The organism is Amycolatopsis sp. NPDC005232 (genome assembly GCF_040607795.1).
GTDB lineage: Bacteria > Actinomycetota > Actinomycetes > Mycobacteriales > Pseudonocardiaceae > Amycolatopsis.
Genome location: NZ_JBEXHL010000013.1, coordinates 137,423 through 153,033, shown reverse-complemented (window position 1 = coordinate 153,033; position 15,611 = coordinate 137,423). Strand labels below are relative to the sequence as shown.

Sequence of the window (15,611 nt, the reverse complement as noted above, 5' to 3'; positions counted from 1 at the left end):
ACCGTGCCCGGACCCCCGCACACCGACCTTGCCGCCTACGTGCTCGGCGTGCTCAGTGAAGCCGACAACACGCGGTTCGAGGAACACCTGCTCGACTGCCCGCATTGCCAGCTCGACCTCGTCGAGCTCCACCAGCTGCCCGACGTGCTCGACCTCGTGAAGAAGAACTGGCCGGAGCCGCCGGTACCGGTCACGCCGGGACGCACGCTGGCGCCCGGCCCGCGCGTGCTGCGCGCGCTGATGGCCGAGGCGACGGTGAAGCGCAAGCGGCGCCGGCGCATCGGGCTCGTCGCCGCGGCGGCCGCGGCCGCGCTCGTGGTGGCGGGTCCGCTCGTGACGCTCGCGGTGCGCCCGGCCGACGCCGCGGGTCCCACCGTGAGCCTGGCGGCGCCGACTTCGGTCCCGCCGTCGCCGTCCTCCTCGCTGTCCGCGCCCGGTGGCGGCACGTCGTCGGGTCAGGGCGCTTCGGCCGTGACAGCGCGCGTGTCCGTGACGCCGCGCGAGTGGGGCAGCTCCGTGGACCTCGAGCTGAGCGGGGTCGCGGGACCGATGAACTACCAGCTGCTCGCCATCTCCTCAGCCGGCGACATCCGCACGGTCACGGGCTGGTCCGTGCCCGCGAAGGGCTACGGGATCCCCGGCTCGCCGGGCCCGCTGAAGGTGACGGGCGGCACGTCGCTGCCGGCCGGCCAGATCACGCGATTCGAGGTCCGGGCCGACGACGGCACGCTGCTCGTGGTCGTCGACCGCTGACCCTCCCTGCTGGGGAAATAATCTGTCCTTTATGGATTTTCGGGGCTGACCTGCCGATCACGTGCGGATAACGCGGCGATTTCTTTTTGAACCACTTCGCCTTCCCGTCCGTATTCCCCAGTGCCGGCACCGGATTCCCCCGCATCCGAGCTGCCGAGCGTCTCGACTCCAAGTAGTTCACACCCGGGCCGCGGCCGTAGTTCGGCGCGCCCGGAGGATCGAACGAGGTGAGCACAGCACCATGACCAGGAACCATCCCCGTCACCGGTCGGCGAAGCGCGTCACGATCGTCACCGGTGCGCTCGGCCTGGCCCTCGCGGTCGGCGCGCTGGCCGTGAACGCGACGTCCGGCCAGCCCGACCGCGCCGGCGCCGACCCGGCCGACAAGTCGTTCTTCCTGGACATCACCAAGGTCCCGAAGGGCTCGAACGTGAGCCGGACGCAGAACCGCGGCGCGCGCGGCACGTTCACGGTCGACTGTGGACGCAACGAGAACGGCCACTTCAACCCCGACAACTTCATCGCGCAGCCGGGTGTGCGCAACGGTGCCCAGCACCTGCACGACTACGTCGGCAACCTCTCCACGAACGCCGACTCGACCAACCGCAGCCTCGCCCGCGCCGGCACGACGTGCAAGAACGGCGACAAGTCCACCTACTACTGGCCGGTGGTCCGCATCGACACCGACGACGAGGAGGAGGAAGCCCCGGCGTCTTCGGAAGCCGCCGCCCCGGCCGAGGGTGACGACGTGGCCGCCGACCGCGCCGACGCGGCCAAGGACGCCGCCGAGCCGCAGGTCGAGTGCCCCGACGTGGCGAGCGAGCTGCCCGACGTGCCCGACGAGGCCATGGACGCGGTCAACACCGAGCTCGACGCGATGGACTCTCAGGTCGACCAGGCCGACAAGCAGGTCGAGGCCGGGCAGGACGCCGATGCGGTGCTGAAGTCGTTGAAGGGCAAGCGGTCCGAGTCGCTCAAGAAGATCTCGGACACGATGACCGCGCAGGGCGCGAAGCCGGAAGACCCGGCCGCGCTGGCCGGCTGCGCCGTGCAGGACTCTGACAGCACAGGCCTCGACAACGGCAGCGCCAACAGCGATCCGGCCGCCGGCGAGAGCGCCACGGAGCAGAAGCAGAAGCAGGACAACGGCGCGGCCGCTGAGCTCCCGGGCGTGAACGGCGAGAACGAGGTCGCCGGCAACGACGGCGAAATCCAGCGTGTGGTGTCCGCGACGCTGTCCTTCGGCAGCGGTGGCGCTCGCCGGGTCGTGGCGATGCCGCGGTTCCTGCGAGTGCTCTACGGTGACGCGAAGGAAGGCGCCAACGGTCCCGCCAACGCCCGCGCGAGCTGGACGTGCTCCGGCTTCGAGGACCGGCTGACCGACCACTACCCGATCTGCCCCAACGGCAGCAAGGTCGAGCGCATCCACGCCTTCCCGAACTGCTGGGACGGCAAGAACATCGACAGTGCCAACCACCGCACCCACATCGTCTTCTCCGACGCGAACGGCAACTGCAAGCGCGGCTTCAAGGCCGTGCCGCAGCTGAAGATCACCCTGGTCTACAACATCCCGCACGACGTGCAGGTCAAGGGCCAGTACAAAGTGGACGCGTTCCCCGAGGAGAAGCACAACCCCCGCTCGGATCACGACGACTTCGCCAACGTCATGACGCAGTCGCAGATGAACCGCGTGGTCTCCTGCATCAACACGGGCAAGCGCTGCAAGGAATGACCCGGGACCGGCGGCCCGGTGCGGTGCCTCGCTCGGGCACCGCTGGGACCCGGGCCGCCCCCGCCCCGCCCGCTCACCCCGGCCCAGTGCACCCCAATGTGGCATTGGGTGCGTTGAACGCAACGAACGCCGCATTGGGGTGCTTGTCTCCCGGTGAAGGGCGGCCGATGCAGACCCGACCAGACTGGAAAAGGAGTTTCGATGCGGATCTCCCCGAGCCACACGGAGTTCACGGCCCGACGGGGTCGGCATTGGGTGGGAACCCGGGTCCTGCGCTTCCGCCGCCCGGACCGGCGGCGCGGTGTGGTGCCTCGCCCGGCTTCTGAGCGAGCACCCTTGGCGTTGACGGAACACGGAAAGACCCAGGAGCAGTCATGAATTTCCCTTACCACGACGAGGATTTCGACCGGGACGGTCGCGAGGATCCGGCCGGTGCGGCGCGCGACACCGCTGCCGACCTGCCGTGGTGTGAGGGCGGCGGAAGGGTAGCAGGTTACGGGCGGTTCTCCGGTGTGTTGCCGGTGTCCCTGGTGTCCACCTCGGAAACCGGCTGACCCCCTCCAAAAAAGAAGGCTCCGATTCGGCGAGGTTCCCTCTCCTTCACCCACCCCCCACTCGCCGGGTCGGGTTCCTTGCCGGTCCGGCGGGCGCTTCCCTCCCACATCCCCCCGCACCCGCCGGACCGGTCAAGGGTTTTTCGTCACGGGCGACCAGAAGTCCAGGGGGAGGTGGCCGGCGGCGAGTCCCTCGTCGTCGAGCAGGTGGCCCATGAGCTTGATCCCGCGCAGTGTCACGGCGCGGTCGACGATCTCCAGCCACGGCAGCTTGGCCGCCAGGGATCCCTCCAGCGGCAGCAGGTCGTGCTGGGAACCCAGCCATACCACCAGCATCAGGTTCGCCGCCCCGCTGAGGGCGGCGCACATGCGTACCTCCGGCAGCATCGCGAGCGAGCGCGCGGTCGTCTCGAGCTTGTCGGGCGGGACGCGCAGCCAGAGCATCGCCGTGACGGGCGCGGGGGACAGGGGCCGCGCGATCTCGCAGCGAAGCCGGACGGCGCCACGGGCCAGCAGGGCGTCGAGGCGGCGCCGGACGGTGCTCGCGCCCACGCCCAGCTCCACCGCCAGCGAAGCGGCCGACGCCCGCGCGCCCTCCCCGAGAGCCAGGATCAGCGCCCGGTCCAGCTCGCCGAAGCGCAAAGGTCCGGACGTCCGCGCCGAGGGCGACACCAAAGCCTCCCGCTCACCCGGCGAGATCGCGCGGACGCGCCACCGGCTGCCCTCGGTGAACAAGCGCGGCGACACCACCGTGCGCGTCGCCGTGACGCCCGGCAGCGCCGACAGCCGGTGCAGCACGTAGTCGGAGATCGCGCGCAGCGTTGGCGCCACCAGGTGGATGTGCAGGTCGCAGTGCCCGGCCAGGTACTCCACCGTCGCCACGTGCGGGTCGCCGGCGAGCCGCTGGGCCACCGCCAAAGCCGAACCCGGCGCGCAGTCGATTTCCACGAACGCCAGCGCCAGCTGCGCCACCAGCTCGCCGCCCGGGTACGCGGTGAGCCAGGCCTGCCCGCGCGCCACCAGCGCCTCCCAACGCCGCGCGGCCGTCACCGCCCCGATGCCCAGCGCCTGGCCCAGCACGGCCCACGTCGCGCGCGGCCGGGTCTGCAGCGCGTCGAGGAGTTTGAGGTCGCTCTCGCTCAGCATGGCCGATCCTTCGTCCGCGCGGCGCCGATTTGGCGGATTCCTGCGATCCGGCCGGCAGGAGCGTTCCACACTCGCATCATCTTCGGGCCAGCATATGTCGATGTTCCAGCGAGGGAGACCCATGTCCTTGCGCTCCGACGCCGCAGCGCTCCGCCCCGACCTCATCGCGCTCCGCCGATCGCTGCACCGAACCCCCGAGATCGGTCTCGACCTGCCCCGCACCCAGGAAAAGGTGCTCCAGGCCCTCGACGGCCTCGGCCTCGAGATCAGCCTCGGCCGCGACCTGTCGTCGGTGACCGCCGTGCTGCGCGGTGGCGGCGGACCGGGCGGCACCGTGCTGCTGCGCGGCGACATGGACGCGCTGCCCGTCACGGAAGCCTCCGGCGAGGAGTTCTCCTCCGAGATCGACGGCGCCATGCACGCCTGCGGCCACGACCTGCACACGGCCGGGCTCGTCGGCGCCGCGCAGCTGCTCGTCTGCCGCCGCGACCAGCTGGCCGGCGACGTCGTGTTCATGTTCCAGCCCGGCGAAGAAGGCTGCGACGGCGCGAGCTACATGATCGACGAGGGTGTGCTCACCGCGTCCGGCCGCCAGGTCGATGCCGCCTACGGGCTGCACGTTTCGTCTTCGCGCCACGCGCGGGGCCTGTTCACCTGCCGGCCCGGGCCGCTCATGGCCGCGTCCGACGCGGTGAAGGTGCGTGTGGTCGGCGCCGGCGGCCACGGTTCGGCGCCGGAGGCTTCGCGTGACCCCATCCCGGCCGCGTGCGAGATGGTCACCGCTCTCCAGACGCGCATGACCCGGGCGTTCGGCGCGTTCGAGCCGGTGGTGCTCACCGTCGGCAGCTTCCACGCCGGCACGCGGCGCAACGTGATCCCGGACGACGCGGTGTTCGAGGCGACGGTGCGCTCGTTCGACCCGGAGGTGCGTGAGCGCATCCGCGCGCAGGTCGTGCGCGTGTGCGAGGGCATCGCCGCCGCGCACGGCCTGGACGTCGAGATCACCTACGACGCCGAGTACCCCGTGCTGGTGAACCACGACTCCGGCCACGAGTTCATCGCCGGCACCGTGCGTGAGGTCTTCGGCGAGGAACGGTTCGAGCTGCTGGAAGCGCCGATGACCGGGTCGGAGGACTTCTCCCGGGTGCTCGGGAAGGTGCCGGGCGCGTTCGTGTTCCTCGGCGCGTCGCGGTCGGACGATCCGGTCGGCGCGCCGAACAACCACTCGCCGCGCGCCGCGTTCGACGACTCGGTGCTCGCCGACGGCGCGACCCTGCTCGCCGAGCTGGCGTGCCGGCAGCTCGCGGTCCTGGCAGCGTGATCACATGCGCAGCTACCACCTCCCGCCGATCATCCCGGTGATCGCGCTGGTCCTCATGCCGTTCCTGCCGTTCGTCAACTCCACGGGGCTGTGGCTCGGCCTGCCGAAGATGCTGGTGTGGGGCGCTTTCTGGTGCCTCATGTTCACCCCGGCCCTGCTGCTGAGCGAGCGCATGATGGCGCGCGCGGGGGCGGGTGACGACTGATGATCCTGACCTTCACACTCGTCGGCATCGTCCTCATCGGCGTGCTCGGGTTCGTCGGGCGGCGCAAGCCCGCGGCGGATCTCAGCGAGTGGACCGTCGGCGGCCGCAAGTTCGGCGCGCTCACGATGTGGTTCCTGCAGGCCGGCGAGGTGTTCACCACCTTCACCTTCCTCGGTATGGCGGGGCTCGCGTTCTCCGGCGGCGTCGCGGCGATGTACGCGCTGCCGTACGTGCCGATCGCCTACGTGGTCCTGTTCTTCCTGGCCAAACGCCTGTGGCGGATGGGCAAGGACCGCGGGTACCTCACGCAGGGCGATTTCCTCGAGGACCGCTTCTCCAGCAAGTTCCTCGGCACGCTCTCGGCCGTGCTCGGCGTGATCTTCGTGCTGCCCTACCTGCAGCTGCAGATCACCGGGCTCGGCCTGATCGTGCGGCTCGTGACCGGCGACGCGGCGTCGGGCAACCTGAGCATGGTGCTCGGCAGCGTGCTGATCGTCGCGTTCGTGCTGTGGGCCGGGCTGCGCGGCGTGGCGGCCACGTCGTACTTCAAGGACGCGATCATGCTCGTGGTCCTCGTGGTGCTGATCATCGCGGTGCCCGCGCACTTCGCCGGCGGCGTCTCGGGCGTGTTCCACAAGATCGAGCAGCTGCACCCGGAGAAGCTGTTCATCCACGCCGGCAGCAACGACCACACGTGGTTCATCACCAGTATGATCGTGAGCGCGATCGGCGTCGGCCTGATGACGCTGCCGCACTCGTGGCCCGCGCTGATGGCCGCGCGCGACCCGAAGGTGCTGCGGCGCAACTACACGTGGATGCCGATCTACGAGCTGTGCCTGCTGCTGCCGATGATCATCGGGTTCGCCGCGATCCTCGTGGTGGACAAGACCAGCGACCCCAACGGCGTGCTCCTGACCCTGAGCAAGGACGCGCTGCCGGGCTGGGTCACGGGGCTGGTCGTCGTGGCGGCCACGGCCACCGCGATGGTGCCCGCGGCCGGTATCCTCATCGGGATCTCGTCGCTGGTGGCCCGCAACATCGTGCGGGTGCGCGGGGAGCGCAGGCAGTTCTGGATCAACCACGGCACGGTCGTCCTCGCGAGTGCGCTCGCGTTGGTGCTCGGCATCTTCCGGCCCGACTTGCTCGCGAACCTGCTGCTGCTCACCTACTCCGGCTCGGTGCAGCTCGCGCCGGCCAACCTGCTGGGCTTCCTCAAGAAGGTGCCGGTCGGCAAGGGCCCGGTGCTCGCCGGGCTGATCGCCGGCGAGCTCGTGGTCATCTGGCTGACGTTCTTCGACACGAAGTTCGCCGGCACCGTGAACGTCGGCCTGATCGGGCTCGCGGCCAACGTCGTGGTGCTCGCCGTGGCCACCGGCATCGAGCGGGCCGTGACGCGGCCCGGTGTTCCCGTGAAGACAGGAGAACCGGTATGACCCGCACGGTGTTCAGCGGCGGCTCGGTGTTCGACGGCACCGGCAGCGCCCCCGCCCCGGCCGACGTCGTGGTGGAGGACGGCCGGATCGTCGAGGTCGGCACCGGCCTCGACGGCGACCGTTCGGTCGACTGCACCGGCGCGACGCTGTTGCCCGGTTTGTTCGACTGCCACGTGCACGTGACTGTGTCGGACCTCGGGTTGCTGCCGCGTGTGCAGAAGCCGTTCTCGTACCAGTTCTACGAGGCCGCCCGCAACCTCTGGACCACGCTCAAGCTCGGCATCACGACCGTGCGCGACGCGGCCGGCGCCGACCTCGGCATCAAGCAGGCCGTGGCCGACGGGCTGATCCCCGGGCCGCGGCTGCAGATCGCGATCGGCCTGATCAGCCCCACCGGCGGCCACGGCGACGGCTGGATGCCTTCGGGCCACTGCCTTCCGCTGTCGCTGCCCCACCCCGGCCGCCCCGACGCAACGGCCGACGGCCCGGACGAGATGCGCCGCGTCGCCCGGACGTTGCTGCGCGCCGGCGCGGACGTGCTGAAGGTCTGCACCACCGGCGGCGTCCTGTCACCCCGCGACGACCCGCGGCACTCGCAGTTCACGCTGGAGGAGCTCGACGTCCTCGTCACCGAGGCACAGATGCAGGGCCGCGCCGTGATGGCGCACGCCCAGGGCGCCGAGGGCATCAAGAATGCCGTGCGCGCCGGCATCCGCTCCATCGAACACGGCATCTACCTCGACGACGAGGCCATCGAGCTCATGCTGGCCCGCGGCACCTGGCTCGTGCCGACGCTGGTGGCGCCGGTCAACGTCATCCGCGCGGCCGCGGCGGGTGCTTCGCTGCCGGATGCCGTGGTGCAGAAGGCCAAGGAGGTCGCGGAGGTCCACGCCGACTCGGTGCGCCGCGCGGTCGCCGCGGGCGTGCGGATCGCGATGGGGACGGACAGCGGGGTGGGTCCCCACGGGACGAACCTGGAGGAGCTGGAGCTGATGCGCTCGTGCGGCATGAGCCCGGCCGACGTGCTCGTGGCGACCACGTCGTCGGCCGCCCGGCTGCTCGGCATGGAGGGCGAGCTGGGCCGGCTCGCTCCCGGTCATCGCGCGGACATCGTGGTGGTGGCCGGGGATCCGTACGACTTCGCCGACCTAGCGGCCAACGTCCGCGAGGTCTGGCAGGACGGCGTGCGGGCGGTGTGACGGTTCCGCGGTGCTTCGGCTCCTCCAGGGCCGAGGCACCGCGGTGTTGTCGCCGGCATGCTCGGCTGATCGGCACAAGCAGAGTCCCGAAGTGCGCCCGGGCACGCAACGTCGACGAAATCACCGCCCAGGAAATCTGCTGCTGCCGGCTTCCGGTGACATCGCCGAGGGCTGCTCTCTGCCGAGGCACTGCCACCGCTGTCCGCCGCGCTGGGCGCGGGGGGCCAGGGGCCGATCCTCTGCGCGATGCTCACGAACCGGGGCACCACAACGAAAGCCGCCCTCTTGTCGGTGCTCGACGGGTTCGCCGCCGAGCGGTACTTCCTCATGTCGGCCTAGAACGCGCCGAGTCCCACCGGGACGCCCAGACCGGTCGGGCCGTCCCAGCCCGGGCCGGCGGAGCAGACGACGGGCTTGAACTGCGCGCAGTCGGCCGCGCCGTGCTGCGCGTTGGAGCCGGAGGAGACGTCGGCGATCGTGCCGGGAGGGGCGCTGTACAAGGTGTTCGGACCGTCCACACCGGACAGCCGGCCGCCGCGGGCGTAGAGGCCGGCGACGAAGGGCGAGGCGGCGCTGGTGCCGCCGACGATGAGCCAGCCGGCTTTGCCGCCGTTGGGCGCATACGAGCGGTAGACGGCGACGCCGGTGAGCGGGTCGGCGACCGCGGAGATGTCGGAGCCCGCGCGGTGGCCCGAGCAGTTGGCGGCGATGGCGGCCGGCTGGCCTTGCGCGGGACCGAGGTCGAGGGCGCAGCCGCTGCCGGCGCCGACCCAGCGCTGCTGCTCGCCGTGTGGGGTGAACAGGCTGCCCCAGGCTTTCTGCACGAACGAGCCGCCGGAGCCGCTCAGCGACGTGCCGCCGACTGACGTGACCCACGGCAGTTCTTGCGGCCACAGCTGCGGCCCACCGAGATAACCCTTGTCGCCGGACGCGGCGACCACGGCCATGCCCGGGTGGTGCAGCGCCACGGCGGGCGCGCCGGCGCCGAGGTAGTCGCCCTGCAGTCCGGTGGGCACGCCGTAGCTCATGGTCACGGCGCTCGAACGCAGGCTCGCCGCGTAGCTCACGGCCGTGCCGAAGTCGTCGGCGAGCTGGCCGGGCAGCTGCAGCAGCACGGCGTTGAGCAGACGCCCGACGTCCATCGGGATCTGGACCATGGTGATGCGGCACATCGGGCACGCGGCGGAGGCGAGGTCGACGTCGAGCGCGGTCTCGGTGGCGTAGGCCTCCTCGATCTCGCCGAGCCCGTCGACGGGCTTGAGCGCCGGCCCGCCGTGGTAGTCGGTGATCTTGAGGCAGCCGTTGGCGGTGGTGCACTCGGGCAGGTCGAACTGGCCGCGGTAGGTCGTGAGGTCGGCCTCCAGTGTCGGGTACGCGCCGATGCCGACGATCGTCACCATGCCGCGTTCACCGGTCTTCGCGTCCGGCAGGTGGTACGCCCGCGCCAGGTCGGCGGGCGAGAACCCGGCCGGCGCGCGGGTGGTGAGCGGATCGGCCGACGCCTTGTCGTGCGTGACGACGTTCGTCAGACAGCCGAGATCCACCTGGTGCCCCTGCACGACCCCGGTGCACGAGTCGGCGACGCCGTGGTCCTGGCCCAGCGTGCCCGCGCGCACCGCCTGCGCGACCTGGGCGGTGGCGGCATCCGGCGGCGTGGCCGTGTTCGGCGGCGCGGCCGCGGCAGGTGCGGCAAGCGGAACAGCGACGACAACGGCCAGCACGAGCGCCCGACCCAGCTTCATGCTCACTCCCCTCGGCGGCGACCTCCTCAGGCCTACACCGCCGAGCCGGGCGCGGCAGGGGCGGACGCGCCCTCGCACCCGCACGAGTGAACCGTCACCGGCCGAACGTGACCGCCGCCCGAACCGCGGCGGGGACTTTCGCGCGCAGCTCGGGGTCCGGAGCCGCGCCGAGGGCGTCGTTGACCGTCGCGAACGCCAGCCGCAGCGCGATCCACGTGGTGGCCTCGAAGATCTCCCGGTCGTCCAGACCGGCGGCGCGCAGCGCGGCCACGTCCTCAGCGGTTGTCGCATTCGGGTCGCCGAGCACCTTTCGGGCCCACCCCGCGAGCGCCGACTCCCGTTCGGACACCTGCGCCGGCTCGCCGCGCAGCACGGCTGCCGCGGTGGCGTCGTCGGTCAGGCTTGCCAGCCGGGCGCCCCACGCGAGTGCGCAGTAGGAGTCTCCGCGCGCGGCCGCGGTGGCGGCCACCAGCACCGCCGCCTCCCGCGCGGACAGGCCCGAGGAACCCATGAGTGTCGCGCGCAGTTCGCTGAACGCAACGAGCACATCGGGCCGCCAGGCCCACACGCGCGTGAGGTTGTTGACGTACCCGTCGGAACCGAGGTCCTCGCCGTACACCGCTTCGACGGCGAGGCCCGGGGGAGGTTCGGTGAGGAAGGAGTGTCTCATCGAGTCAGTGTGCGCGTGTCCGTCCCGGTGCGACAGTCCCACCAGTCCAGCACGCGCCGGGCATGGAAGGTGAGCCACTTCGACGGTTCGCCGGCCGGGGCGTCGATTTCGAACCAGACTTCGCCGGGGTGGCGGCGGGCCTGCAGCCACGTGCCGTCGGGCTGCCGCGCGGCGCGGATGATCTCGATGGCGTCGGCCATGCGCGGATCAGGGGCGGTGCCGTCGAACAGTGCGGCGGCGCGGAAATAGTCGGCTGCGTTGAGGATGTTGTAGAACCAGCGGAAGGGGTAGCTGAAGGCCCGGACCCACGGCGCGATCGGTTCGCCGGTCGACAGCCGCCGGAACAGGTTGCGGGACAACAGGTATTCCTCGCCACCGCGGCGAGCATCGACCACGGAGCCAGCAGAGCCGGCCGTGCCGCCGGCCTTCTCGTAGTCCAGCAAGGCCTTCAGGGCGTTGAGGGTCGAGTGGACGGACGAGCGCTCGGCCCCCTCGACCCAGAGGCAGTTCCAGCCGTCGTCGACCAACCGGTGCTCCACGAACCACCGAGCGATGCCGTGCACGTCGGCGCCCAGCCACAGGCCGTTGGACAGCGTCCACGAGTTGATGCAGACGTCGACCTCTCCGTCCCAGTACGGCAGGTTCTCGTACTCCCACCGGCTGTTGCGCGCCAGCAGCTCGGCCGTGCCGCTGAGCACCGACGCGTCGAGGCCCCAGTCGCGCAACGCGTTGAGCGACCACGTGGTCGCGGTCCACGGCTGGCCGTCTTCCGGCGAGCCCTGGAACTCGGCGGGGAAGAACGCGCCGCCGGCCCACTGGCCGTCCGGGTCCTGCAGGGCGAGCAGCCGCGCGCCGAATCCCTCCGTGGCGACGCGGGCGCGCGTCGCCTCCCAGACCTCCGGTGGCGAGCCCGCCAAGTCGCGTTCGACCTGCCAGCGCAGCGCCGGGTCGGAGTCGAGCAGCCACGGAAGCACCTCAGCCATGAGGCGACTCTACGGCGGCCTCAGCCCGAAGTCAGCCCGTGGCGGTAGGCGTACCCGACGGCCTGCGCCCGGTCGCGCGCGCCGATCTTGCCGAGGATGCGGTTGATGTGGCTCTTCACCGTGGCTTCGGCCACGAAGAGCCGGTGCGCGATCTCGGTGTTGGACAGGCCGTCGGCGATCAACGTCAGCACGTCCACCTCGCGCGGCGTCAGGCCGTCGGGCACTTCGGCGGACGGCGGGCGGGGCGCGCCGGAAGTGAGCGCGTCGACGAGGTGGTGCTGCACCGCGGGGTCGATCACGGCCGCGCCGCGCGTCACCTGGCTCAGCGCGCCGCGGATGTCGTCGGCCCCGGCGTCTTTCGTGAGGTATCCGCGCGCGCCGGCCTGCAACGCGTCGAGCACGGACTTGTCGTCGGCGTACGTGGTGAGCGCGACGACCTGCACGTCGTGGTCGCGGGCGCGGATGCGGCGCGTGGCCTCGATCCCGTCGCAGCGCGGCATGCGCAGGTCCATCAGCACGACGTCCGGCTTCAGCCGCCCGGCCAGCTCGGCCGCCTGATCGCCGTCGGCCGCGGTGCCGACGACCTCGACGCCGGGCAACAGTCCGAGCAGCATCGACAGGCCGTCGCGCACCACGCGCTGGTCGTCGGCCACGAGCACGCGGATCACGCCGGCGCCCACAGGCTCACCCGGAACCCCGTGCCGGTCGGCGCGGCGTCGAGCTGCCCGCCCAGCAGTTCGGCGCGTTCGCGCATGCCGCTCACGCCGTAGCCGTGGTCGCCGGGCGCCGCACCCGGGCTGCCGAGGTCCTCGACGGTCAGCAGCGTGCCGTCCGGTTCGTAGCTCAGCCGCAGGTCCACGCGCTCGGCGTCGGCGTGCTTGCGGACGTTGGTCAGCGCCTCCTGCGCCACCCGGTACAGCGTCAGCCGCGTCTGCGCGGCCAGCTCCGGCGCCTGCCCGCTCACGGTGACCTCGCACGGGATCCCGGTGTCGCGTTCGAACTCCGCCGCCAGCACCGGCAGCCGTTCCGGCCCCGGCAGGTCCTCGCCGCGCAGCGCGCCGATCGCCTGGCGCGCCTCGGCGAGCCCGCTCTGCGCGAGCTGGTGGGCGCGTTCCACGGTGTCGGTCAGCCGCGGATCGGCTCCACTGTGGACGGACAACAACCGCGCGCCTTCGAGGTGCAGCAGCAGGCCGGACAGCGAGTGCGCGAGCACGTCGTGCATCTCGCGCGCGAGCCGTTGCCGCTCGGCCAGCGCCGCCGCGCGGACCTGGGCCGCGCGGGTCTGTTCGAGCTCTTCCGTGCGTTCGCGCAGCTTCCGCATGTAGACGCCCAGGCGGTAGAACGCCAGCACGCCGAGCGCGCTCAGCAGCGTCGGCACGGCCTCGTGACGCGCCCCGAACAGGCTCGCCGCCACGAGCGTCGCCACGACCAGACCGGCGACGATTCCGCCCCTGCGCGGGTCCAGCCGCGCCGACGCCGTGGCCGCCAGCAGGAACCCGCCGAAGAACCCGGTGCCGTTGGGTTCGAGCCACACCAGCGTCACGGAGCTGGCCAGCACGAGGACGAACAAGCCGATCTCGACCGGCGCCGGCAGCCGCCACTGCTGCACGCCGGACATCAGCATCGCCCCGCCGAGCAGCACGCCGAGCAGGCCGAGCAGCACCCCGAGCCCCTGGCCGTGCAGCGCGGGGTGTGGTTCGGACTTCGCTGCGAGCCACGTGAGCAGCACCAGGATGAGCACCGAGACCAGCCGCTGGACGCGGTGGTCGGCACTGTTCACGGGTGCGTCGGACACCCGGCCGACGATATCGGCGGGACGCGCGGGAGTCGTCAACCCTCGGGTGTAGATCCCCGGGCCACGGCCATACTGTCGGCCATGACCACGACCGAGAAGACCGAGGAACGGCACGCTTCCTGGCTCGAGTTGTTCTTCGACCTGGTGGCCGTGGCGGGGGTCGCGCAGCTGGCGCACCTCGTGCACGGCAGCACGTCCTGGGGCGACGTCGGGCTGTACGTGGTGTGCTTCCTGGCTTTCTGGACGGCGTGGATGTGCTTCACCGTCTACGGCAACGTCGCGAAAGGCGCCGCCCGCACCATGCCCGTGCTGCTGGCGATGGCCGGGCTCGCGTTCATGGCCGCGTCGGTGGAGGACATCCACGGCGACCACGCGAAGGTGTTCGCCATCGCCTACATCGCGGTGCGCGCCCTGGCCGACCGCGTGTGGGAGAGCCGCCGCGGCGGCGTGCGCGTGATCGTCGACTGGCCGGTGGCGCAGCTGGGGTTCGGCGTGGTGCCGTGGGTGGTGTCGCTCTGGGTCGACTCGCCGTGGCGCTACGGGCTGTGGGCGCTGGGGCTGGCGCTCGATCTGGTGATCACGTTCGCGGTGTCCGGCGACCGGCTCGTCGCGAACATCACCGCGAAGCTCGCGAACCACGACGGCCCCCGCCCACGACCGACGCTCGCCCGCCTCGACACCGTCCACTTCGGCGAACGGCTGGGCCTGTTCACGATCATCGTGCTCGGCGAAGGCGTCCTCAACGTCACCGACGCGATGGCCGCCATCCCCGAGTGGAACCACTCCCGCGTGTTCCTGACGGTGATCGCCGCGCTGGCCCTGCTCGCGACCCTCTGGGGAACCTCGCTCAACCAGGGTTTCGGCGGCATTCCGTACCTGGCCGCCGACGCCCTCGGGCCGCGCCTGTTGCTGCCCCTGCACTGCCTGGTGGCCGGCCTGCTGGCCGCGTTCGCCGGCGCGCTGGGCGACGCCGTCGAGTCCGTCTCCGAGGGTCATCTCCCCACGTCCACGCGCTGGCTCCTGTGCGGCAGCATCGCGGCGTTCGCGGTGATCGGCTCCCTCGCCGGGCTGGCGGCGGGCCGCGGGCTCCAGTGGGCGGTGGTGACGGCGATCCCGGGCCTGGCGATTCCGTTGACGCTGGGGTTGGCGGGTCAGACGCTGGCCCCGGCGGTGTTCCTGTGGCTCCTGGTCGTGGCGGCGGGAGCGGGGCTGCTGCGGCGTCGATCCGCGGAGCCGGCGCCCGCGTAGACCCGTGGGTGGACAAGGATTTCCCACCCTGGCGCCGACGCGGTGAGGGGGCGCCGGAAGCCACGCTGAGCAGGTCCGAATCACCGATGGGGAGGACCTGCTGATGAAACCCGAACTGCTGCGCCGGCTGCTGCCGAGCCTCGTGCTGAACATCGCGCTGCCGCTGGTGGTGTACTTGCTGCTGAAGCCCGTCGTGGGGAGCGAAGTGGTGGCGCTCGCGATCTCCGCGGCCATCCCGCTGCTCGTCACGGTGGGCGAGTTCGCCGTCCGCCGCAGGCTGGACCCGGTCGGGGTGGTGGCGATCGCGGGGTTCGTGGTGATGCTCGTGGTCCTGGGGCTCACCGGCGGCAACGAGCTCGTGCTGAAACTGCAGGAGGCGGTGCTCACCGGGCCGGTGGGGCTCGTGCTGATCGGTTCGGCGGTGATCGGGAAGCCCTTGCTGCTGCTGGTCCACCGGTTCACAGGCCGTCCCGCACCGGAGCCGGCCCAGCGCAGGGGGATCACCGTGATGACAGCGATGATCGGCGGGATGCTGACCGTCCACGCGGCGGTGCTGCTGGTGCTGGCGATCTCCCTGCCGACCGCGACGTTCCTGGCCGTGGGCAAGCCCGTCGGCTATGCCGTGATCGGCGCTGGGCTGCTGGCGATGTTCGTCTACCGCAACCGGCTGCGTGCGGCGTGAGCGAGCCGTGGGTCGTGCGGGGGTACGCGGAGGTCTAGCGGCTCTTCGCCGACCCACGGCTGGTGCCGGACCTGCGCCTCGCCGTGCCGGCCGACGACCCGCGGTTGCGTGCCGACGCCGGGCACACGGCGTTCGCCGAGCTGCCCGT

Annotated in this window: 15 protein-coding genes; 9 read left to right on the top strand and 6 right to left on the bottom strand. The window is 71.6% G+C overall.

Annotated elements, in window-relative coordinates; translation table 11 throughout:
* The first annotated feature begins 3 nt into the window (after positions 1–3).
* The 3 genes from ABZU76_RS24990 (at position 4) to ABZU76_RS24980 (ending at position 3,039) form a co-directional block, all read left to right on the top strand.
* Positions 4–753: a zf-HC2 domain-containing protein gene (locus ABZU76_RS24990; RefSeq protein WP_354873589.1), complete on the top strand. Its 750-nt coding sequence runs from the start codon at positions 4–6 to the stop codon at positions 751–753.
* Between the two features lie 241 nt (positions 754–994).
* The gene (locus tag ABZU76_RS24985; RefSeq protein ID WP_354873587.1) at positions 995–2,485 is read left to right on the top strand and encodes a DUF1996 domain-containing protein; all 1,491 of its coding nucleotides are present in this window, start codon (positions 995–997) and stop codon (positions 2,483–2,485) included.
* A gap of 374 nt (positions 2,486–2,859) precedes the next feature.
* Complete coding sequence (locus tag ABZU76_RS24980) at positions 2,860–3,039, top strand: hypothetical protein (protein ID WP_354873586.1); 180 nt, start codon at positions 2,860–2,862, stop codon at positions 3,037–3,039.
* 132 nt (positions 3,040–3,171) lie between these two features.
* Here the strand turns inward: ABZU76_RS24980 and ABZU76_RS24975 are convergent, their stop codons facing one another.
* Complete coding sequence (locus tag ABZU76_RS24975; RefSeq protein WP_354873584.1) at positions 3,172–4,185, bottom strand: Lrp/AsnC ligand binding domain-containing protein; 1,014 nt, start codon at positions 4,183–4,185, stop codon at positions 3,172–3,174.
* 121 nt (positions 4,186–4,306) lie between these two features.
* Between ABZU76_RS24975 and ABZU76_RS24970 the strand changes: the two genes are divergently transcribed.
* The 4 genes from ABZU76_RS24970 to ABZU76_RS24955 are packed head-to-tail and all read left to right on the top strand — an operon-like array spanning position 4,307 to position 8,343.
* On the top strand, positions 4,307–5,506 hold the full coding sequence (locus tag ABZU76_RS24970; protein ID WP_354873582.1) for a M20 family metallopeptidase: 1,200 nt from the start codon (positions 4,307–4,309) through the stop codon (positions 5,504–5,506).
* A gap of 4 nt (positions 5,507–5,510) precedes the next feature.
* Positions 5,511–5,711, top strand: coding sequence for a hypothetical protein (locus ABZU76_RS24965; RefSeq protein ID WP_220238265.1), 201 nt, complete (start codon positions 5,511–5,513; stop codon positions 5,709–5,711).
* A complete protein-coding gene (locus ABZU76_RS24960; protein WP_354873579.1) occupies positions 5,711–7,144 on the top strand; it encodes a sodium:solute symporter family protein in 1,434 nt (477 codons plus the stop codon). The genes ABZU76_RS24965 and ABZU76_RS24960 overlap by 1 nt, the downstream gene beginning before the upstream one ends.
* Positions 7,141–8,343, top strand: coding sequence for an amidohydrolase family protein (locus ABZU76_RS24955; RefSeq protein ID WP_220238267.1), 1,203 nt, complete (start codon positions 7,141–7,143; stop codon positions 8,341–8,343). Before ABZU76_RS24960 ends, ABZU76_RS24955 begins: the two co-directional genes overlap by 4 nt.
* A 335-nt stretch (positions 8,344–8,678) precedes the next feature.
* Here the strand turns inward: ABZU76_RS24955 and ABZU76_RS24950 are convergent, their stop codons facing one another.
* From ABZU76_RS24950 to ABZU76_RS24930, 5 genes are all read right to left on the bottom strand, one after another.
* Complete coding sequence (locus tag ABZU76_RS24950; RefSeq protein WP_354873577.1) at positions 8,679–10,085, bottom strand: hypothetical protein; 1,407 nt, start codon at positions 10,083–10,085, stop codon at positions 8,679–8,681.
* 94 nt (positions 10,086–10,179) lie between these two features.
* Positions 10,180–10,755 carry a hypothetical protein gene (locus ABZU76_RS24945; protein ID WP_220238269.1) on the bottom strand — a complete coding sequence of 192 codons (576 nt, stop codon included), beginning with the start codon at positions 10,753–10,755 and terminating at the stop codon, positions 10,180–10,182.
* On the bottom strand, positions 10,752–11,738 hold the full coding sequence (locus tag ABZU76_RS24940; RefSeq protein WP_354873575.1) for a squalene cyclase: 987 nt from the start codon (positions 11,736–11,738) through the stop codon (positions 10,752–10,754). The genes ABZU76_RS24945 and ABZU76_RS24940 overlap by 4 nt, the downstream gene beginning before the upstream one ends.
* Before the next feature lie 20 nt (positions 11,739–11,758).
* A complete protein-coding gene (locus ABZU76_RS24935) occupies positions 11,759–12,418 on the bottom strand; it encodes a response regulator transcription factor (protein WP_354873573.1) in 660 nt (219 codons plus the stop codon).
* A complete protein-coding gene (locus ABZU76_RS24930) occupies positions 12,403–13,533 on the bottom strand; it encodes a sensor histidine kinase (protein WP_354873571.1) in 1,131 nt (376 codons plus the stop codon). Before ABZU76_RS24930 ends, ABZU76_RS24935 begins: the two co-directional genes overlap by 16 nt.
* A gap of 81 nt (positions 13,534–13,614) precedes the next feature.
* Here ABZU76_RS24930 and ABZU76_RS24925 point away from each other — a divergent pair, with 81 nt between their 5' ends.
* Both ABZU76_RS24925 and ABZU76_RS24920 read left to right on the top strand, forming a co-directional pair.
* Positions 13,615–14,781: a low temperature requirement protein A gene (locus tag ABZU76_RS24925; protein ID WP_354873569.1), complete on the top strand. Its 1,167-nt coding sequence runs from the start codon at positions 13,615–13,617 to the stop codon at positions 14,779–14,781.
* Positions 14,782–14,884: 103 nt separating this feature from the next.
* Positions 14,885–15,463 carry a VC0807 family protein gene (locus ABZU76_RS24920; RefSeq protein ID WP_354873567.1) on the top strand — a complete coding sequence of 193 codons (579 nt, stop codon included), beginning with the start codon at positions 14,885–14,887 and terminating at the stop codon, positions 15,461–15,463.
* Positions 15,464–15,611: the final 148 nt, after the last annotated feature.

Excerpts from the sequence above, each read along its gene's own strand:
- ABZU76_RS24985 (WP_354873587.1), top strand. The coding sequence starts at position 995 with ATGACCAGGAACCATCCCCGTCACCGGTCGGCGAAGCGCGTCACGATC.
- ABZU76_RS24980 (WP_354873586.1), top strand. The coding sequence starts at position 2,860 with ATGAATTTCCCTTACCACGACGAGGATTTCGACCGGGACGGTCGCGAG.
- ABZU76_RS24975 (WP_354873584.1), bottom strand. The coding sequence starts at position 4,185 with ATGCTGAGCGAGAGCGACCTCAAACTCCTCGACGCGCTGCAGACCCGG.
- ABZU76_RS24970 (WP_354873582.1), top strand. The coding sequence starts at position 4,307 with ATGTCCTTGCGCTCCGACGCCGCAGCGCTCCGCCCCGACCTCATCGCG.
- ABZU76_RS24965 (WP_220238265.1), top strand. The coding sequence starts at position 5,511 with ATGCGCAGCTACCACCTCCCGCCGATCATCCCGGTGATCGCGCTGGTC.
- ABZU76_RS24960 (WP_354873579.1), top strand. The coding sequence starts at position 5,711 with ATGATCCTGACCTTCACACTCGTCGGCATCGTCCTCATCGGCGTGCTC.
- ABZU76_RS24955 (WP_220238267.1), top strand. The coding sequence starts at position 7,141 with ATGACCCGCACGGTGTTCAGCGGCGGCTCGGTGTTCGACGGCACCGGC.
- ABZU76_RS24950 (WP_354873577.1), bottom strand. The coding sequence starts at position 10,085 with ATGAAGCTGGGTCGGGCGCTCGTGCTGGCCGTTGTCGTCGCTGTTCCG.
- ABZU76_RS24945 (WP_220238269.1), bottom strand. The coding sequence starts at position 10,755 with ATGAGACACTCCTTCCTCACCGAACCTCCCCCGGGCCTCGCCGTCGAA.
- ABZU76_RS24940 (WP_354873575.1), bottom strand. The coding sequence starts at position 11,738 with ATGGCTGAGGTGCTTCCGTGGCTGCTCGACTCCGACCCGGCGCTGCGC.
- ABZU76_RS24925 (WP_354873569.1), top strand. The coding sequence starts at position 13,615 with ATGACCACGACCGAGAAGACCGAGGAACGGCACGCTTCCTGGCTCGAG.
- ABZU76_RS24920 (WP_354873567.1), top strand. The coding sequence starts at position 14,885 with ATGAAACCCGAACTGCTGCGCCGGCTGCTGCCGAGCCTCGTGCTGAAC.